Genomic DNA, 19,318 nt, shown 5'->3' on the forward strand with positions numbered 1-19,318 from the left:
TATGCATGTTGTGTGACCTTTCAATCTACCACTGGCAACGTGGGAATTGCTAGGGGCTGGTGAATATTTGTGCTCGATTTTTGTGCAACTAAGCACTACACAGCATAAGGTCGGACATGCTGGTTTAAGCGCTGCGCTTATTGGCAAAAGGCAAGACCTCGGGCGAGCTGGGCTCGCCGCCATGGATTTTGACGCGGCGAGAGCGGCGCTGGCCGTTTTGATAGCGGTCGTAGTGGGCCTCATCAACCTCCATCATCTGGCAGAGTTGGTAAAAGCTGGCGTAGTCCTGGCTGGTGAAGGGGCTGTCGTCGCGGGTCATCTGCCCTTCGATATAGCAGCTATTGCCGTTGAAGGTGAAGCTGGCACAGGCATCGTAGGCTTGTCCGTAGCTGGAGGCGCGGATCGCGCGCACCGCCTTTACCTCATAAATCCAATCGCCAATCTGAATACGTCTTATGGTCGGTAGTTGCATAGTGCCTCATCCATGAATCGAAAGTGTTGTTGCAGTGGATGAGTTAATACAGACTTCATGCCAAAAGAAAATAGTTATTTAAAACAGTTGGTTAGTAAGGAGCTTTTGGTTTGACTGTCGCTAAATAGCGACAGTGGCAACAGGGAGAATGCGCCAGCAAGCAGTGAAACAGGGTTTACAAGGTCGGGCGAAATATTTTTCTTGTTAAATATCATGCTGGTACGAGGTAATTGGCGACGTGCAGTGGATGTCGCCAACTGGCAACAGTGGGGTTTTGCGCGGCGCTCTGGCATGATGATGCGTTGTCTGTCCAGCGTAGCTATTGAGTCCTCACTGTATACAGACCTATTGATAAATGGAGTTATCTCGCCTGTGTTGCCAAGACACTATATTAGACAGTGGATGTCGATCCGCCACTTGAGCTTTGTCGCGCTGGCGATCCTTGGGGTACCGCTACTGGTTAGCCTAAGCCTGAGTCTGCGCCACGTTGAGCTGCTCTCGCAGCAAGCGCATAGCTTGGTGGCACAGGCCAGTGATGGCAGCCAGCTACGCAAACAGCTACAGCAGCAGCTGGATACCCTTGAGCGCACTAGCAAGCAGGCGGTGGTGCTGCGTGATCCGCAGGCAGACCAACGAGTCGCTAGCCTGTTGGGCGAATGGCACCAGTGGCGACTCTCTCAAACCATCGTGCTGCCTGAGTTTGCCGAACTCAAGCAGTTTCAAGCTCGCTTTGAGCTGGCCCGTGAGCAACAGCAACTAGCGCCGCTGAACGACTACTTCGTTAGCATCAACAATGCCCTGCTGCTGTGGGAGCAACAGCAGCAGCAAGACTTGTTGCTTGGTGCCAGTGAGTTCGATCTGTTTCGTCAGCAAGCGCGCAAGGGCATCTTAATCAGCCTGGCCAGTCTGCCCTTGGCGGCGATGGTGGCTTTTTTGCTGATGTGGGGCACCACCCGGCCACTTACCCTGATGCAACAGCAGATCACCAAGCTCAAACGCCACGGCCTCGGCCAACCGATCAAGGTCAAGGGCTTGTGCGAGCTGGTGGAGATCGCTGAGGCCTTGGACGATATGCGCCTAAGGCTTCTACAAATCGAGCAGCAGCGCAGCGACTATCTGCGCCACCTCTCCCATGCGCTAAAAACCCCGCTGGCAGCCATCCGTGAAGGCAATGCGCTACTTAGCGATGACAGCATTGGCAGCCTTAGCCCGCAGCAGCGCGAACTCACCCATATCCTCGATGACAGCAGCCTGCGGCTACAGCAGCTTATCGAGCGGCTGCTGGACTTCAATCATCTACTGGCTGCCCCGCGCCACCGTGAGCAGCGGGTGAATCTGGCCGAGTTGGTGCCCAAGGTGCTGCTTAATCACCGTCCGTCCATCCTCAGCCGCGGGCTGATTGTCGAAGACTTGGCCTTGGAGCATGAGCTGTTCAGCGAGAGTGAGTCCTTGCAGGTGATTATCGACAACCTGATCTCAAATGCAGTGAAGTTCTCCCCCGAGGGGGGCTGCATTCAATTGAGTTTGGTGACCGAACATGGCCATTGGGCACTGCGAGTGGACGATCAAGGGCCGGGCATCGATGAGCTGCAGCAGGCGCGGGTGTTTGAAGCCTTCTATCAGGGCGATGCGGTGGCCAGTGCCTCGGTTAAGGGCTCAGGTTTGGGACTGGCAATTGCCGGTGAGCTGGCCAAGCGACTGGGCTTGGTGCTTAGCTACCAGCGCCTAGAGCAGGGTAGCCGCTTTCAGCTCAGTGGTTTTGAGGAGGCGGCTGATGTGGCATAGCTGTTTGATAATTATGAGCGCGTTGCTGCTCGTTGGCTGCAGCCAACAGCTACAGGAGCCGGCGCCCACCGTTGAGGTGTTGCACGATGGCCCCCAGCAACATGCTACCCCCTTACTTGATTACTACCTTCAGCTCGAGGCGATGAGCATCGCCGAGCTGGAGCTTGAGTGGCAACGGTTATCGTGCGATGACTGCCCGAGTCTCCAGCCGCAGCGCGCCCTGTTTATCGCCTACCGCCGCTCACCGGTGAAAAACCCCCATCGGGCCAACAAGTTGATAAAAAGCCTGCTGGAACAACCCCTAGCGCCGGAACAAGGCGCCATGTTGCTGGCGCTACAGGCCCAACTCGATGACACCTTGTATTGGTATGAGCGCTACCTGGAGCAACAGCACTTGGCCGAACAACAACAGCTGGATAACCAGCAGCTACGCGAGCAGCTCCAGCAACTTCAACAGATAGAGCTACAGATCCATGAACGAACCCAAGACCTGCGCTAGCCACCGTATCCTGGTGGTGGATGATGACCCCAGCTTACTGCGGCTGATTAGCATGCGCTTGCAAGCCAATGGTTATCAGGTGGTGGCTGCCGAGTCTGCCAAACAGGCGCTGGCTGAGTTGGAGAGTCAATCCTGCCAGTTGGTGATTAGCGACGTACGCATGCCACAGATGGACGGTATGGATCTGTTCGGCCAGCTCAAGCGGCTCTATCCCGGTCTGCCAGTGATACTACTAACCGCCCATGGCAGCATTCCCGATGCGGTGGAGGCCACCCAGCAAGGGGTGTTTGCCTATCTCACCAAGCCCTATGAGGCGGAGCAGCTGCTCACTCTGGTGGCCTCGGCCTGCCAGCGCACCCAGCCTAGTTCAAGCAATAGCCATAGTGCTCAGCCTGCCTGGCGACAAGCGATCGTCACTGCTAATCCGCAGATGCATCATTTGTTGGAGCAGCTAGGACAGCTGGCCTTGAGCGAGCTGTCGCTGGTGCTGCGCGGCGAGAGCGGCACCGGCAAGGAGCTGTTTGCCCAAGGGCTGCATCAGGCCAGCCCCCGCAGCAAGGGGGCGTTTATCGAGGTGAACTGTGGCGCGATACCCGAAGAGCTGTTCGAGTCTGAGTTGTTTGGCCATGTGAAAGGTGCTTTCAGCGGTGCCACCCGTGACCACAAAGGGCTGATTCAGTCTGCCGATGGCGGCACGCTGTTCCTCGATGAGATTGCCGAGCTACCGTTGTCGGTGCAGGTCAAACTGCTGCGGGTATTACAGGAGCGCAAGGTGCGGCCGGTCGGCGCGACCCAGCCGATCCCGGTGGACTTTCGCTTGGTCTGCGCCAGTCACCAAGACCTGCAACTGGCGGTGAGTGAAGGACGTTTTCGCGATGATCTCTACTATCGCATCAACGGATTCGAGCTGGTGATACCGCCGCTACGCGAGCGCCAGGAAGACATCCCGCTGCTGATTAGCCACTTCTGCCAAGTAGGCGCTATGGCGAGTAGCAAGCAGTTTGCCCCCGCTGCGATGGCACTGATGATGGCGGCCAACTGGCCGGGTAACGTGCGTCAGTTGGCCAACGTGGTTCAGCAGCTGGTGATCTTGGTGCCGGGGGAGCTTATCGATGAAGATGCGGTGCGTCGCGCCCTGCGTGAAGAGCAGCAGTGGTTGGGCTTTAGTCAGGCCCGCGAGCAGTTTGAGCGGCGCTATCTGGCCAAGCTGTTACGCATGACCGACGGCAATGTCAGCCATGCGGCGAAGCTGGCTGAGCGAAACCGCACCGAGTTCTACAAACTGCTGGAGCGGCATCAACTCAAGCCAGAGGCTTATCGTTAATCTGCCTGGCACACCGTTAACCTGCCTAGCACACCGTTAGATCAGCTGACGCTGGTGGGCCAGCTGGTCGGCAATCTCATCCAGGCTGGCCGGGTCATCGATGGTCGACGGTACGCTGTACTCCTCGCCTTCAGCCAGCTGGCGTAGGGTACGTCGCAGGATTTTGCCCGAGCGGGTTTTCGGCAGTCGCTGCACCACGGTGGCCTGATTAAAGCAGGCAATCGGTCCTATCTCAGCGCGCACCTTAGCAATCAGCTCCTGCTCCAACTGGGCGTTGTCCATGCTTACCCCGTCTTTGACCACCACCAAGGCGAAGGGGATCTGGCCCTTGAGCTCGTCGTGACAGCCAATCACCGCACACTCGGCGACTGCAGCGTGCGCGCCGACCACCTCTTCCATCTCACCGGTGGACAAGCGATGCCCCGCCACATTGATCACATCATCGATGCGCCCCATCACGAACAGGTAGCCATCTTCGTCGATATAGCCGCCATCGCCACTGACATAGTAGCCGGGGAACTGGCGCAGATAGGCCGACTCAAAGCGCGCGTGATCGCCCCATACCGTGGGCAGGCAGCTTGGCGGCAGCGGCAGCTTGATGGCGATAAAGCCTTGCTGGTTGGGCTCGCAAGGCTGGCCGCTCTCATCGAGGATTTCCACCTGAAAACCGGGCATGGGCTTGGTGGCGCTGCCGGGCTTCACTGTGAAGCGCTCCAGCCCTAGCGGGTTGCTGGCGATCGCCCAGCCGGTTTCGGTTTGCCACCAGTGGTCGGTGACCGGCTTGGCGGTGTGTTGTTCGGTCCACTCGAGGGTCGGTGGGTCGAGGCGCTCGCCCGCCATAAAGATCTCTTGCAGGCAGCTGATGTCATAGCCTTGCAGCGCCTCGGCATTGGGGTCTTCCTTCTTGATCGCCCGAAAGGCGGTGGGAGCGGCGAACAGCACCTTCACCTGATACTCCTCGGTCACCCGCCAGAACGCGCCGGCATCGGGAGTGCGCACCGGCTTGCCCTCGTACAAGATGGTGCTGCAGCCAGCCAGCAAGGGCGCATAAACGATATAGGAGTGGCCCACCACCCAGCCCACATCAGAGGCCGCCCAGAATACCTCGCCGGGCTGCATGTTGTAGACCGCCTGCATCGAGTAGTGCATGGCGACCGCATGGCCGCCGTTGTCGCGCACTACGCCCTTGGGTTTACCGGTGGTGCCGGAGGTATACAGAATATACAGCGGATCGGTGGCGTTGACCGGGGTGCAGGGCGCCGGTTCGCTTTGCGCCAGCAGGGCCTGCCAGTCGAGGTATTGGCTGTCGAACTTAGCCGGGTGCTCCGAGCGCTGCCAAACCACCACCGGTAACTTAGGCAGGCTTGAAAGCTTGAGTGCCTGTTCGACCAAGGGCTGGTAGGGCAGTAACTTGCAGATCTCGATACCGCAGGAGGCGGTGAGGATCAGCTTGGGCTGGGCATCATCGATGCGCACCGCCAGCTCTTGGGCTGCGAAGCCGCCGAACACCACCGAGTGGATTGCCCCCAGCCGGGCACAGGCCAGCATAGCGATCGCCGCTTGGGCAATCATCGGCATGTAGATCACCACCCGGTCACCTTTGGCCACGCCTTGGGCGGCCAGCATCCCGGCGCAGCGCGCCACTTCATCGCGCAGCTGTAGGTAGCTGTATTGCTGCTTGGTGTCGGTGACTGGCGAGTCGTAGTAAAGGGCCACTTGCTCGCCGCGGCCCTGCTCAATGTGGTAGTCGAGCGCCATATAAGCGGTGTTCATCTGGCCATCGGCAAACCAGCGCTGTTGGCCGGATGTCGGGTTGTTGCCATCTTCACTTAGGCCCTGAGTGGGCATTTGATACCACGGGAGTTTGGCGGCCTGCTCTAGCCAGAAGCCTTGGGGATCGTTAGTCGACTGCTGTTTCTGTGTTGCATAGCTCATTTGTTGATTCCTTGTCTTAGCCTTGTACAGGCATAGCCGGTAGTCGCTGGGTCAGATCGCCGCGTTAAAAGGCTGGCGAAAGGCTTGGGATATGCACCCAGCCGTCCATGAGTACCCGCGCGCTGCGACTCATTACCACCTTGTCGATCTGCCACTGGCCATCTTGCTCACTGGCCTTAGCCCCTACGGTCAGGGTTCCTGACGGGTGGCCAAAGCAAAGCCTTGTCTTACTGGTGCCACCGGCGGCGCGACTGACTAGTGTGCCCGGCACGGCGGCGGCGGAGGCGATGGCGACTGCTGCGGTGCCCATCATGGCGTGGTGTAGTTGCCCCATCGACATGGCGCGTACCACCAAATCAATGTCTTGCTTAGCTATCTCTCGACCGCTGGAGCTTTGGTAGCTGGTGGCCGGAGCAACCCAGGCAATCTTGGGGGTATGCTGGCGCGCTTTGGCTTGGCTGAGATCGTCGATTAGCCCCATCGCCAGCGCGCCGTGAGCGCGGATCTGTTCCAGCTTCTCCAGCAGCGCCGGCTGACTATTTACCTCGGCCTGGCTTTCACAACCGCTCAGTCCCAGCTCGCTGGCATTCAGAAACAGGGTGGGGATCCCAGCGTTGATATAGCTGACGTTAAAGCTGCCCAGCTCGGGTACGCTCAGGTCGTCAACCACTCGCCCGGTGGGTAGCAGCGCACCGTCCACCGGGTCGACAAAGCTCACCTCGATCTCGGCGGCGGCGAAGGCCACCCCATCGAGATAGAAATCGCCCGCTTCCTCGACCTCGCCGTCGCAGATCGGGATCTGCGCCTCAATGGTTTTCTCGATATTGCACTGCCAGATCCGCACCCGGCTATGGCCGTTGTCGGGTAGTTGCTGCTTGTCTATCAGTCCTCGGCGGATGGCGAAGGCCCCCACCGCGGCGCTTAGGTTGCCGCAGTTGCCGGTCCAGTCGACAAAGGGCCGATCGATGGCCACCTGGCCAAACAGGTAGTCAACATCATGGCCGGGACGGTCGCTTTTGCTCACCAGCACCACCTTGCTGGTGCTGGAGCTGCCACCGCCCATGCCGTCGATGTGCTTGCCGTAGGGGTCGGGGCTGCCAATCACTCGCAGCAACAGGGCATCGCGCTCGGGGCCGGGCTGACGGGCCACCAGCGGCAAGTCATCGAGACTAAAGAACACACCTTTGGAGGTGCCGCCACGCATATAGGTGGCGGGTATTCGTAGCTGCTTGGTCATAACTCGGCCTCCTGCTCTTTAACGGAGCGATCAGAAGAGGGAGAAGAGGAAGACGTTTCCTGCTGGCCTTCCAAAAAGTCTTGGGCGAAGCGCTGCAGTACACCGCCAGCTTGATAGACCTCGACCTCTTCGGCGGTATCTAGTCGGCAATGCACGCTGATCTGCACGCACTGGCCGCTGCTGCGCTCAATCAATAACTGCAGCTCGGCGCCGGGAGCCAGATCGCCGGTCACCGAGAACAGCTCGCTGCCATCCAAGGCCAAATCGTGGCGGCTGACACCTTCTGGAAGCTGTAGCGGTAGTACCCCCATGCCAATAAGGTTGGTGCGATGAATGCGCTCGAAGCCTTCGGCAACTATCACCTCCACCCCCGCTAGACGCACTCCTTTGGCGGCCCAGTCGCGCGACGAGCCTTGGCCGTAATCGCCTCCGGCCACAATAATCAGCGGCTGTTGCTGCTGCATATAGTGCTCGATGGCTTCCCACATCCGGCTTACTCGCCCTTCGGGTTCGATGCGTGCCAGCGAGCCTTGTACCACCTCACCTTGCTCATCGCGGACCATTTCGTTGAGCAGTTTGGGGTTGGCGAAGGTGGCGCGCTGGGCGGTCAGGTGATCGCCGCGGTGGGTGGCGTAGGAGTTAAAGTCGGCCTCCTCCAGCCCCATCTTGGCCAGATACTCGCCGGCGGCGCTATCGGCCAAGATCGCATTGGACGGCGAGAGGTGATCGGTGGTGATGTTATCGCCCAGCAGCGCCAAGGGGCGCATCTTGCTTAGGCTGCGTGGCTTGGCTAACGCGCCTTCCCAATAGGGCGGTCGGCGGATATAGGTGCTCTGTTCGCGCCATTGATAGAGTGGGTTAGCGCGCTCGCCATAATCCACTTTCACATCGAGCGGCTTGTCGAACAGAGGTTGGTACACCGCATTGAACTGGTTGGGCTTAACAAAGCGCGCCACGTAGTCGTCGATCTCGGCATCGCTTGGCCACAGGTCGCTCAGGCGCACCGGTTTGCCTGCACTGTCGTGGCCGAGTACATCTTGCTCGATATCGAAGCGCATCGAGCCGGCCAGTGCATAGGCCACCACCAGTGGCGGCGAGGCCAGAAAGGCCTGCTTGGCATAGGGGTGGATGCGACCGTCGAAGTTACGGTTCCCCGAGAGCACTGCGGTGGTATACAGATCGCGCTCAACAATCTCTTGTTGAATAACCGGGTCGAGGGCACCACTCATGCCGTTACAGGTGGTGCAGGCAAAGCCGACAATGCCAAAGCCCAACTGCTCCAGCTCGCTGAGCAAGCCCGCTTCCTGCAGGTAGCTTTGTACCACCTTCGACCCGGGTGCCAGCGAGGTTTTCACCCAGGGCTTGCGGTTTAGCCCCAGCTGGTTGGCCTTGCGTGCCAGCAGCCCGGCGGCAATCAGGTTGCGCGGGTTACTGGTATTGGTGCAGCTGGTGATGGCGGCGATGATGATGGCGGCATCGGGCAGTTGACCGGCGGCTTCTTGCGCTTGCACCTTGCTAAGGTCTTGGGCGATACCGCGCTCGGCCAAGGCCTTGGTGGGCAGGCGGCGGTGCGGATTAGAGGGGCCTGCCAGGTTGCGCTCCACACTGGAGAGATCAAACTCTAGCAGCCGTGGATAGCGCGCCTCGCTGAGCTGCTCAGCCCACAGGCCATTGGCCTTGGCATAGCGCTCAACCAACTCAACCTGCTTTGGCTCGCGGCCGGTGAGGGTCAGGTAATCCAAGGTCTGTTGATCGATGTAGAACAGCCCGGCGGTGGCGCCGTACTCTGGGGTCATATTGGAGATGGTGGCGCGATCGCCGATGCTCAGTGAGCGGGTGCCGTCGCCGAAAAACTCCAGATAGGCCGACACCACCCGCTGCTCGCGCAAGAACTCGGTGAGTGCCAGCACGATATCGGTGGCGGTGATACCGCTTTGCCGCTGGCCGCTGAGTTTGACCCCAACAATCTCTGGCAGGCGCATCATCGAGGCGCGCCCGAGCATCACATTCTCCGCTTCCAGCCCGCCGACCCCGATGGCCAGCACCCCGAGCGCGTCCACATGAGGGGTGTGGCTGTCGGTGCCGACGCAGGAGTCGGGGAAGGCCACGCCGTGTTGCACCTGCACCACTGGCGACATCTTCTCCAGATTAATCTGATGCATGATGCCGTTCCCGGCCGGGATCACGTCAACATTGTCGAAGGCCTGTTTACACCAGTTGATAAAGTGGAAGCGATCGGCGTTACGCCGCTCTTCAATCTCGCGGTTGCGCTCGAAAGCCTCGGGGTCAAAGCCGCCATGCTCCACTGCCAGCGAGTGATCGACGATCAGCTGGGTGGGCACCACAGGCTTGACCTGCGCCGGATCGCCGCCTTGCTCGGCAATCGCATCGCGCAGCCCGGCCAAGTCGACCAAGGCGGTTTGACCGAGGATGTCGTGACAGACCACCCGCGCCGGATACCACGGAAAATCCTGTTGCTGCTGGCCATGAATGATCTGCAGCAGGCTTTGCTCCAGCTGCTCGGGCGGGCAGCGCCGCAGCAGATTTTCCACCAATATGCGGCTGGTGTAAGGCAGCCGTTGGTAGCTGCCGGGCACCAGCGCATTGACCGCGCTGGCACCATCAAAGTAGTCGAGATCGGTGCCAGCGAGTGGCACCCGATAAGCTCTGTTCATAAAGGCTCTCCCTGTTTGCCTCTGGCTTTGCCGTTTGTGCAGCGGCGCGGCTTAGCCACGCTCGGCCAGTGGCACATAATCACGCGGTTCAGCGCCGGTGTAGTCGGCACTGGGGCGAATGATCCGGTTGTTGCTGCGCTGCTCCATCAAATGGGCCGCCCAGCCGCTGGCGCGGGAGCAGACAAAGATCGGGGTAAACAGCTTGGTGGGAATGCCCATAAAGTGATACGCGCTGGCATGGAAGAAGTCGGCGTTACAGAACAGCTCTTTCTCGCGCCACATTACCTGCTCAACCCGTTCGCTCACCGCAAACAGGTGCTGATCGCCAGTGTGTGCGCTGAGTTTGCGTGACCACTCCTTGATCAGTGCATTGCGCGGATCGCTGGTGCGGTAGATGGCATGGCCAAAGCCCATAATCTTCTCTTTGCGCTCCAGCATGCCCAAGATTTCCTGTTCGGCCTGCTCGGGGCTTTGCCATTGTTCGATCATCGCCATGGCGGCTTCGTTGGCACCGCCGTGCAGTGGGCCGCGCAAGGCGCCAATCGCGCCAGTGATCGCCGAATGAATATCGCTGAGGGTGGAGGCGATCACCCGGGCGGTGAAGGTGGAGGCGTTAAACTCATGCTCGGCATAGAGGATCAGCGAGCACTGCATCACTTGCTCGTGCAGTGGATCGGCCGGTTTGCCATGCAGCAGGCTGAGGAAGTGACCGGCAATCGAACCGGCCTCGCTTTGGGTGGAGATGCGCACGCCATCATGGCTGTAGCGATACCAGTAGCAGATGATGCCCGGCAGGGTGGCCAGTAGGCGATCAGTCTGTTGCTGCTGCTCGCTAAAGCTTTGCTCGGTTTCCAGGTTGCCGAGCATGGAGACGCCGGTGCGCATTACATCCATGGGGTGGGCGTCAGCCGGGATTGCTTCTAGCACTTGTTTGAGGGCGTCGGGCAGCTCGCGCAGTTGATGCAGGCGATCGAGGTAGGCGGCTAGTTGCGCCTGAGTGGGCAGCTCGCCGTGGCACAGCAGGTAGGCCACTTCTTCAAAGGTGGCTTGCTCGGCCAGCTGCTTAATGTCGTAGCCGCAGTAAGTGAGGCCAGAGCCGCTTTGGCCGACGGTGCAGAGTGCTGTTTGGCCCGCGCTTTGGCCGCGCAGGCCCGCGCCGTTAAGGGATTTTTGTACCATGATGCTCTCCTTCAGTCCTTGTTTTGGTCATCGTGTAGGGACGGTCTGATGCCGCTTAGTTATTTTGTGATTGCGCCTTGTCAGGTGTGGCGCTGTAGAGCTGGTCGAGCTTGGCCTCAAAATCGTGATAGCCGAGGTAGTCATAGAGCTCGCTGCGGGTCTGCATCTGCTCCACCACATCGCGCTGGTGGCCCTGATCGCGCAGGCTGCGATAGACATTGAGCGCCGCCTGATTCATGGCGCGGAAGGCCGATAGTGGGTAGAGCGCCATGCCCACGCTGGCGCGAGCCAGCTCTTCGCCGCTGAACAGTGGGGTCTGGCCAAACTCGGTGATATTGGCCAAGATCGGCACCTTCACTGCTTCGGCAAACTGCTGGTACTGCTCAAGGGTGTTCATCGCTTCCGGGAAGATCATGTCGGCACCGGCCTCGACGCAGGCACAGGCGCGGTCGATGGCGGCGTTGATGCCTTCCACCGCCAGCGCATCGGTGCGCGCCATCACCACAAATTGCTCATCGCGGCGGGCATCCACGCAGGCCTTGATGCGATCGACCATCTCAGCGCTGGAGACAATGGCCTTGTTAGGGCGGTGGCCGCAGCGTTTTTGCGCGACTTGATCTTCGATATGCACCGCGGCGGCTTCCGCCCGCTCCATCTCCTTGATGGTGCGGGCAATGTTAAAGGCACCACCAAAGCCGACGTCGATGTCGACCAACAGCGGAAGATCGCTGGCGGCGGTGATCCGTCGCACGTCTTCCAGCACATCATTCATGGTGGTAATGCCCAGATCGGGCAGCCCATAGGAGGCGTTGGCGATACCGCCGCCGCTTAAGTAGATTGCCTGATGGCCTTCGCGCTGGGCCATCATCGCGCAGTAGGCGTTGATGGTGCCGACGATTTGCAGGGGGCCTTTCGATTGTGGCTGCAGTGCTTGTGTCACTGCTTGCCGAAATTTCGCTCCTTGGCTCATGGTGGTTCCTTTTATCTTGTTTGTGGGGCCTAGTTGTTTGTGAGGCTTAGTTGTTTGTAAGGCTTAGCTGTCGGGGGAAGAGAGCTGTTCGATCACCTTGCGGGCACGGCTGATATGCCGGCGCATCAGGATCTCGGCCAGTTCTCCATCGCGGTCGTTAAGTGCCTGCCAGATTGCCCAGTGCTCCTGTAAGGCGCGCTTCGGGCGGGCGTGTTGGCGGGCGGAGGTGCTGCGGTACATCCGCAGTAGGTGGTAGAGTTCGTCACATAACAAGGTCACCAGCCGCTGATTGCCGGTGGCCTTAATAATCCGGTAGTGGAAGTCGAAGTCTCCTTGCTGGTCGAAGTAGGCCTCGCCGTGGTTGTCATCGAGGTATTGCTGATGGTGCTCCAGTAGATCATGCAGTTCGTTGAGTTGGCGTTGGGTGAGACGCTCGGCGGCCAAGCGGCAGGCCATCCCTTCTAAGGGTTCGCGAATGGTGTAGATATCGAGCAATTGTTGACAATTTAGCTCAACGACTCGAGCGCCGACATGGGGAATGCGTTCCACTAAGCCAATCCCCTCCAGCTTGAGCATAGCCTCGCGTAGCGGGCCGCGGCTGACTCCGTAGCGGCGGGCCAGTTCTGGCTCGGAGATCTTTGAGCCCTGCGGGATAACCCCTTGTACGATGGCTTCGGTGAGCAGTTCGCCAAGGTCTTGAGAGAGCATGCTCTGCTTATCGATGTTGCGAAGGTTTTGCATATTTGCACCTAATGTTGCGAAGTGGTTAAAGATTAGGCGGTGTCGACAATCCCTTCAAGTGATTGTCGACAATCTAAAGGTAGACATTGGTATTAGGTGGATAGATAAGGAAACGATCAGTGAGATTGTCTACAGCTTGCGGTCTAGCTGTTGAAGGAAGGCGTCGCTGAGCTCCCAGCCCCAGCCTGCAATGGTAGATAGCGCCTGATCGACCGAGGCGGTCTGTAGAAAGGCCACTTGGTCCCGGCTTGGTCGCTGGTAGTCGATCTGCTTGTGGACAAAGGAGGATAGCCCGGGGTTTGAGACTAAAAAAACACTGTGGCTCAAGCCTTTGCGCAGGCTGTCTTCGAACTGCAGGCTCATAATCGGGTAACAGTCACGGGTAAGTAATTGCCAGTCTCGGGCATCAAAGATTCCCAGCCAGGGTTCGGGTGAGAGCTGATCGGCACAGCGTTGAAAGGCGCGATGGTAGTCCTCGGTGCAACGCTAGTTCCAGCTGCCGTGGAGGCTGGCTAGGATCATCTGCGGCTCTACCAGAATCGTAAAATGACCATGGGCACGCATATAAACCTCTGAATTATTTCCAAATTTGCTCAAAAATTGTGTTGCTTAAATTGTAGACTACGGTAGATTAAACGTTCCGGCAGCTACTAACAGGGAGAACATCATGACTACATTCACTAGCCATCTGCAGATGTCCTCATCCCCTGTTGCGCTGAACTGTGTGTTTAACCATGCGTTAAACCCAGCGATGAAACGATCAGGTTCATCATCGCGCGAGCTCCGGTAATCACTTTTTATTATCCGAGCCGCGAGATCAGCGGTTCGGAGCATCACGTAACACCTCTTGGTTTTTGCTTCTTTTTTGACCGCTGATGTCGGGCTCTTCACTCAGGAGAGAACGAGATGGACCTATCACCTTTCACCAACAGTTTGCATCTTTGGTATGCACGGATGTTACAGCGACGCTTAATCGACAAGCAGAGTCGCACGCTACGTATTGACGGACTGAACCCGCATCTGTACCGGGATATTGGTGCCGACCCCGACGGTGTTATGCGCAAGCCTCTGCAGGATGTGCCGCCGTCTGAAGCGGAGATGAAAAACCGCGGCGCGGGATTGCTCTACAAGCCCCGGCAAGAGGGGGAGGAGACGTGAGTAAGCGGCCTTCGGGCCGCTTTGTTAACTGCTTGTTTCTTGGGCGTGAGCACTGTGCTTGCGCCGAGCCACAGCTCAAGTACACTAGCTGGTGTTGTTTAAGCAGGAATCGCTATGAGTCAAACCAAGGAAACCACCCACTTCGGCTATCAAACTGTTAACAAGGAAGACAAGGTAGGCATGGTCGCCAATGTGTTCCACTCGGTAGCCGCCAAATACGATCTAATGAACGACCTGATGTCAGGTGGTATCCACCGCTTGTGGAAGCGTTTCGCCATCGATTGCAGCGGCATTCGTCCGGGGCAAAAGGTGCTGGATCTAGCGGGTGGTACCGGCGATTTGAGCGCCAAGTTCTCGCGCATTGTTGGCAAGCAAGGCGAAGTAGTGCTGGCCGATATCAATGACTCGATGCTGAAGGTTGGTCGCGCCAAGCTGCGCGATATGGGTATCGCTGGCAACATTAACTATGTGCAAGCCAACGCCGAGAACCTGCCTTTCCCGGATAACTATTTTGATTTGGTGACCATTGGCTTTGGCCTGCGCAATGTGACCGACAAAGACGCGGCGCTGCGCTCGATGTTTCGGGTGCTCAAGCCCGGTGGTCGACTGCTGGTACTGGAGTTTTCCAAGCCCGAGCAGGAAGCCCTGTCGAAGGCCTATGATGCCTACTCCTTCCACCTGCTACCGAAAATGGGACAGGTGATTGCCGATGATGCTGAAAGCTATCGCTATCTGGCCGAGTCGATCCGCATGCACCCCGACCAAGATACCCTCAAAGAGATGATGGAGCAGGCGGGTTTCGAGAACGTCGGCTACTACAACCTCACCGGAGGCGTTGTCGCCCTTCATCGCGGCTACAAGTTTTAGGAGTGGCCATGCCGTTTGATAATCTGCTGACCGCAGGGCTGGAAACCCTCAGTAACCAATTGCTGCAGCTGGATCAAGCCAGCGGCCAGCGACGCTGTGAGCTGCAGGGACAGGTACTACGCATTGAACTGCGGCCACTGAAGCCCTTGTTCTTTGTGGTCAGTGAGCAGCAGCTCGATGTTCTCGGTCAGTATGAAGGCGAGGTGGATTGTGGCCTAAGCCTGCATATCTCCAGCCTTCCCGAGTTAAGCCAATCTGAGCGCCTTCCCGAACTACTTAAGCAAGACAAACTGCAGGTGGAGGGTGACATTAAACTGGCCCAACAGTTTGCTGATCTGTTCCTCAAACTCGAGCCGCAGCTGGAAGAGAAACTCTCGTCGGTTATTGGCGATGCGCCTGCACACATGGTGGCGAGGGCGTTTAAACAGTTACAGGGTACTATCAAGTCATTAGCCGAGCAGAGCCCTGCTCATGTCGCCGAGTTGGCGCGCGATGAGTGGCAGCTGCTGGTGGGCAATGGCGAGTATCAGCGCTGGGCGCTGCAGGTGGCGCAGCTGCAAGATCGCCTTGAGGCCCTCAGTGCCCGGGTGGAGGCCTTGGCCGAATGACCCCGAAAGAGTTTGCCCGTTTCTACCGTATAAGCCGTACCCTTTGCCACTACGGCATTGATGAACTGCTCCCGGAAAGCCTGTGGCCCAAGCCGCTGCGGATGGCGCGCGGCATGATGCTGTTTTGGCGCAATCGCCATGCTGACAAACCGGCTGGAGAGCGGATCCGCCGCGCCTTGGAAGAGCTGGGGCCGGTGTATGTGAAATTTGGCCAGATGCTATCGACCCGCCGCGATCTGCTGCCGCCGGATATCGCCGAGGAGCTGGCGCTGCTGCAAGACCAAGTCGCCCCCTTCCCGGGAGAGCAAGCCAAGCAGCAGATTGAGCAAGCGCTGGGCTGCGATATCGACAGCCTGTTCAGTGACTTCGACTTACAGCCGCTGGCCTCTGCCTCGGTGGCGCAGGTACATACCGCTCGGCTAAAAGAGAACGATGAAGAGGTGGTGCTGAAGGTGATCCGCCCGGGCATCGAACGCACTATTGTGTCTGATGTTGCCTTGATGAAGCGCTTTGCCGGACTGATTGCCTATTTCTCGAAAGATGGTCGTCGGCTGCGCCCGGTGGAAGTGGTCGAAGAGTATCGCAAGACCTTGGTCGATGAACTCGACCTTAGCCGTGAGGCGGCCAATGCTATTCAGCTCAAGCGCAACTTTGATGGCTCGCGCGAGCTGTATGTGCCCAAGGTCTATAGCGACCACTGCCGCCGCCAACTGTTGGTGATGGAGCGGATCTACGGCGTGCCGGTCTCCAATATTGCCGAGCTGGAAGCCCAAGGCACCAATATGAAGCTATTGGCCGAGCGCGGTGTTGAGGTGTTCTTCACCCAAGTATTCCGTGACAGCTTCTTCCATGCCGATATGCACCCGGGCAATATCTTTGTTAGCCGCGAGCACCCAGAAGACCCACAATATATTGGCATCGACTGTGGCATCGTCGGCACCCTCAACAAGCAAGACCAACGCTATCTGGCCGAGAACTTCTTGGGCTTTTTCAACCGCGACTACCACCGAGTGGCCCAACTGCATATCGACTCCGGCTGGGTGCCAGCCGATACCAAGGTGGAAGAGTTCGAGGCGGCGATCCGCACGGTGTGTGAGCCAATCTTCGCCAAACCGTTGGCCGAGATCAGCTTCGGCCATGTGTTGCTGAACCTGTTTAACACCGCGCGGCGCTTTAATATGGAAGTACAGCCGCAGCTGGTGCTGTTGCAAAAGACCTTGCTGTATATCGAAGGCTTAGGGCGACAGCTCTATCCGCAACTGGACTTATGGGCGACCGCCAAGCCGTATCTGGAGTCATGGATGCGTAAACAGGTTGGCCCCGAGGCGCTACTGAAAACAGTCAAAGAGAAGGCCCCGCAATGGCTGGAGGCGCTGCCCCAGCTACCCGAGTTGATCGTCGATAACCTGCAGCTGGCCCGCCAGCACCAGCAACAATTTCAACAGCTTGTGGACCAATATTGGTTGCACCAGCGCAGGCGCCAGCGTAGTCTTTTGTTAGGTATTGGCGCGGCTGCCAGCTTGGTGTCGGCCGCGGTTCTTTACAGCGACCAGCCCTTATTGGCTGGTGGATTGTTGGTGGTATGCCTGGTTTCAGCCGGAGCTGGCTGGCGTGAGTTAAAATAGCTTAGAGAAAGAGTCAAAAGGAGTAGACATGGGTGGTATCAGTATTTGGCAGCTGTTAATTGTAGCTGTAATCGTAGTGCTACTGTTCGGCACCAAGAAACTGCGCGGTATGGGCGGTGATTTGGGCACGGCAGTGAAAGGCTTTAAAGATGCGATGAAGGATGAGAAAGACCCTAAGCAACTGGATGAAGCCACCGCTCAGAAAAAAGAGTCTGTTGAAGAGCAAGATAAGCAGCAAGGCTAAGTATGTTTGATATTGGCTTTTGGGAGCTGATTGTCATCTCTGGCATCGGCTTGCTGATCTTAGGGCCGGAGCGTCTGCCCGGTGCGATTCGTAGCGTACTGAAAACCGTTAATGCGGTGAAAAAGAGCGTTTCCCAGGTGGGTACCGAGCTCAAGCAAGAGCTGGAGATCGATGAACTGCACGCCAACCTAAAAAAGGCTGAAGAGCAGGGACTGGAAAGCCTCAACGGTGCCAACAGCGGTCTCAAAGAGAGCCTCGACGAACTGCGGGCGCGCGCCGATGAGGTGACCCGACCTTATGCGCCGCGGGCCGAGCAAGCTGACGACAGCGAAACCCCATCAACAACTAAGCAACCAGCTGACTCCGCCAAGGCCGATAAGCCAGAAGTGGAAACCTTCCCGAATAGTGAGCACAAGCCCCATGAGTGATTCAGCCATGCCGCTCATCAGCCACCTGATTGAGCTGCGCAGCCGTTTGCTGCGCGCCGTGGTGGCGGTGTTGGTGGTGTTTTTGGCGCTGGTTTATTTTGCCAACGATATCTATACCCTGCTGGCCACGCCTATCTTGGCGGTGGTGCCAGAGGGCAGCACCATGATTGCTACCGATGTAGCATCGCCATTCTTTACCCCGATTAAGCTGACCTTGGTTACCGCCATCTTTGTGGCGATGCCCTACCTGCTGGGACAGGTGTGGGGCTTTATCGCTCCCGGCCTGTATCAGCACGAGCGTAAGTTGCTGGTGCCGCTGGTGATTGGCTCTGGTCTGCTGTTCTATGCCGGCGTTGCCTTTGCTTACTACGTGGTATTCCCGCTGGCCTTTGCCTTTTTCGCCTCGGTGGCGCCGGAAGGGGTGACCGTTGCCCCGGACATCGCCAGTTACCTCGATTTCGTATTAAAAATCTTCTTCGCCTTCGGTCTGGCCTTTGAGATCCCGATTGCCACTGTACTGCTAGTGTGGACCGGCGCAACCACCGTGAAAGAGATGAAGACCAAACGTCCTTATGTGGTGGTGGGCGCTTTTGTGGTTGGGATGTTGCTCACCCCGCCGGATGTTATTTCGCAGACCCTGCTGGCGCTGCCAATGCTGGTACTGTTTGAGTTAGGCCTGTTTGTGGCCCGCTTCTACACCCCGCGCGATGAGGCCGGCCCACAGGCACAAGACGGCAAACAACAAGACAACGCCGAGCAAAGCTAGATTGATGTTTGATATCGCGGTTAACCTGACCAGCTCTCAGTTCGACAAAGACCGCCAGCAGGTGGTTGAAGATGCCCAAACCGCTGGCCTAAGCGGCATGCTGCTACTGGGCTCGGATATCGACGAAAGCCAGCAAGTCGCCGAGCTGGCCACACAGTGGCCGGGCTTTTGCTTCGCTACCGCCGGGGTTCACCCGCATGATGCTAAATCCTGTACGCCAGACGATCTGCTCGGACTAAAAGCCCTATGGCAGCAGCCGCAAGTGGTGGCTGTGGGTGAGTGTGGTTTGGACTTTAACCGCAACTTCTCGCCTCCCGAGCAACAAGAGCTGATCTTCGATGCCCAGCTAGCGCTGGCGGTAGAGCTGCAGCTCCCGGTGCTGCTGCATGAGCGCGACGCCCATCAACGTTTTATCGAGATCTACCGTCAATGGCAGGACAAGCTGGTGGGCGGGGTGCTGCACTGCTTCACCAGTGATCGAGTGGCGCTGGATACTTGCTTGGATGCGGGTCTGCATATCGGGATTACCGGCTGGGTGTGCGATGAGCGCCGTGGCCAAGAGCTGCAACAGCTAGTCAAACACATCCCTGCCGATCGACTGATGCTAGAGACTGATGCGCCTTACTTGCTGCCGCGCGACCTTAAGCCCAAGCCTAAGTCGCGGCGCAATCAACCCGCCTATATCGCCCATATCTACCAGCGAGTGGCCGAGCTGCGTGGCGAGCCGCTGGCGCAGATGAGCCAGCAGATCCAGACGAATATCTCGCAGTTATTCGGGATTTAGTCCATGCTGGGTAGCCCGCCG

Annotated in this window: 19 protein-coding genes; 11 read left to right on the forward strand and 8 right to left on the reverse strand. The window is 58.2% G+C overall.

Annotation, left to right across the window (positions count from 1 at the left end; translation table 11 throughout):
* Window positions 1–124: 124 nt before the first annotated feature.
* Window positions 125–472: a hypothetical protein gene (locus G462_RS0101630; protein ID WP_026957427.1), complete on the reverse strand. Its 348-nt coding sequence runs from the start codon at window positions 470–472 to the stop codon at window positions 125–127.
* 402 nt (window positions 473–874) lie between these two features.
* Between G462_RS0101630 and G462_RS21460 the strand changes: the two genes are divergently transcribed.
* The 3 genes from G462_RS21460 to G462_RS0101645 are packed head-to-tail and all read left to right on the forward strand — an operon-like array spanning window position 875 to window position 4,080.
* Window positions 875–2,257, forward strand: a complete 1,383-nt coding sequence (locus G462_RS21460; protein WP_035476429.1) for a sensor histidine kinase — start codon at window positions 875–877, stop codon at window positions 2,255–2,257.
* The gene (locus tag G462_RS0101640) at window positions 2,247–2,756 is read left to right on the forward strand and encodes a hypothetical protein (RefSeq protein WP_026957428.1); all 510 of its coding nucleotides are present in this window, start codon (window positions 2,247–2,249) and stop codon (window positions 2,754–2,756) included. Before G462_RS21460 ends, G462_RS0101640 begins: the two co-directional genes overlap by 11 nt.
* A complete protein-coding gene (locus G462_RS0101645) occupies window positions 2,731–4,080 on the forward strand; it encodes a sigma-54-dependent transcriptional regulator (protein ID WP_026957429.1) in 1,350 nt (449 codons plus the stop codon). The genes G462_RS0101640 and G462_RS0101645 overlap by 26 nt, the downstream gene beginning before the upstream one ends.
* 36 nt (window positions 4,081–4,116) lie before the next feature.
* On the opposite strand, the gene G462_RS0101650 is transcribed toward G462_RS0101645, so the two are convergent.
* From G462_RS0101650 to G462_RS0101680, 7 genes are all read right to left on the reverse strand, one after another.
* A complete protein-coding gene (locus G462_RS0101650; protein WP_026957430.1) occupies window positions 4,117–6,015 on the reverse strand; it encodes a propionyl-CoA synthetase in 1,899 nt (632 codons plus the stop codon).
* A 64-nt stretch (window positions 6,016–6,079) separates the two neighbouring features.
* A complete protein-coding gene (gene prpF / locus G462_RS0101655) occupies window positions 6,080–7,252 on the reverse strand; it encodes a 2-methylaconitate cis-trans isomerase PrpF (RefSeq protein ID WP_026957431.1) in 1,173 nt (390 codons plus the stop codon).
* Entirely contained in the window at window positions 7,249–9,927 is a 2,679-nt protein-coding gene (gene acnD / locus G462_RS21465; RefSeq protein ID WP_051326460.1) for a Fe/S-dependent 2-methylisocitrate dehydratase AcnD, read from the reverse strand. The genes prpF and acnD overlap by 4 nt, the downstream gene beginning before the upstream one ends.
* Window positions 9,928–9,978: 51 nt before the next feature.
* Window positions 9,979–11,106, reverse strand: a complete 1,128-nt coding sequence (gene prpC / locus G462_RS0101665) for a bifunctional 2-methylcitrate synthase/citrate synthase (RefSeq protein ID WP_026957432.1) — start codon at window positions 11,104–11,106, stop codon at window positions 9,979–9,981.
* 55 nt (window positions 11,107–11,161) lie between these two features.
* Entirely contained in the window at window positions 11,162–12,076 is a 915-nt protein-coding gene (prpB, locus tag G462_RS0101670; RefSeq protein ID WP_026957433.1) for a methylisocitrate lyase, read from the reverse strand.
* Window positions 12,077–12,139: 63 nt separating this feature from the next.
* Window positions 12,140–12,817: a GntR family transcriptional regulator gene (locus G462_RS0101675; RefSeq protein ID WP_026957434.1), complete on the reverse strand. Its 678-nt coding sequence runs from the start codon at window positions 12,815–12,817 to the stop codon at window positions 12,140–12,142.
* Between the two features lie 129 nt (window positions 12,818–12,946).
* Window positions 12,947–13,180, reverse strand: a complete 234-nt coding sequence (locus G462_RS0101680) for a hypothetical protein (RefSeq protein ID WP_026957435.1) — start codon at window positions 13,178–13,180, stop codon at window positions 12,947–12,949.
* Between the two features lie 543 nt (window positions 13,181–13,723).
* Here G462_RS0101680 and G462_RS0101690 point away from each other — a divergent pair.
* The 8 genes from G462_RS0101690 (at window position 13,724) to G462_RS0101725 (ending at window position 19,297) form a co-directional block, all read left to right on the forward strand.
* Complete coding sequence (locus G462_RS0101690) at window positions 13,724–13,975, forward strand: hypothetical protein (RefSeq protein ID WP_026957437.1); 252 nt, start codon at window positions 13,724–13,726, stop codon at window positions 13,973–13,975.
* A 114-nt stretch (window positions 13,976–14,089) separates the two neighbouring features.
* On the forward strand, window positions 14,090–14,842 hold the full coding sequence (gene ubiE, locus G462_RS0101695; RefSeq protein ID WP_026957438.1) for a bifunctional demethylmenaquinone methyltransferase/2-methoxy-6-polyprenyl-1,4-benzoquinol methylase UbiE: 753 nt from the start codon (window positions 14,090–14,092) through the stop codon (window positions 14,840–14,842).
* Window positions 14,843–14,850: 8 nt separating this feature from the next.
* A complete protein-coding gene (locus G462_RS0101700; protein ID WP_026957439.1) occupies window positions 14,851–15,450 on the forward strand; it encodes a ubiquinone biosynthesis accessory factor UbiJ in 600 nt (199 codons plus the stop codon).
* A complete protein-coding gene (gene ubiB, locus G462_RS0101705; protein WP_026957440.1) occupies window positions 15,447–17,075 on the forward strand; it encodes a ubiquinone biosynthesis regulatory protein kinase UbiB in 1,629 nt (542 codons plus the stop codon). The genes G462_RS0101700 and ubiB overlap by 4 nt, the downstream gene beginning before the upstream one ends.
* A gap of 28 nt (window positions 17,076–17,103) precedes the next feature.
* Window positions 17,104–17,319 carry a Sec-independent protein translocase subunit TatA gene (gene tatA, locus G462_RS0101710; RefSeq protein WP_026957441.1) on the forward strand — a complete coding sequence of 72 codons (216 nt, stop codon included), beginning with the start codon at window positions 17,104–17,106 and terminating at the stop codon, window positions 17,317–17,319.
* Window positions 17,320–17,321: 2 nt separating this feature from the next.
* The gene (tatB, locus tag G462_RS21470) at window positions 17,322–17,747 is read left to right on the forward strand and encodes a Sec-independent protein translocase protein TatB (protein WP_051326461.1); all 426 of its coding nucleotides are present in this window, start codon (window positions 17,322–17,324) and stop codon (window positions 17,745–17,747) included.
* Entirely contained in the window at window positions 17,740–18,513 is a 774-nt protein-coding gene (tatC, locus tag G462_RS0101720; RefSeq protein ID WP_026957442.1) for a twin-arginine translocase subunit TatC, read from the forward strand. Before tatB ends, tatC begins: the two co-directional genes overlap by 8 nt.
* A 4-nt stretch (window positions 18,514–18,517) precedes the next feature.
* Window positions 18,518–19,297 carry a TatD family hydrolase gene (locus G462_RS0101725; RefSeq protein ID WP_026957443.1) on the forward strand — a complete coding sequence of 260 codons (780 nt, stop codon included), beginning with the start codon at window positions 18,518–18,520 and terminating at the stop codon, window positions 19,295–19,297.
* Window positions 19,298–19,318 lie beyond the last annotated feature (21 nt).

It is taken from the genome of Aliagarivorans taiwanensis DSM 22990 (assembly GCF_000429505.1).
Classification (GTDB): Bacteria; Pseudomonadota; Gammaproteobacteria; order Enterobacterales; family Celerinatantimonadaceae; genus Aliagarivorans; species Aliagarivorans taiwanensis.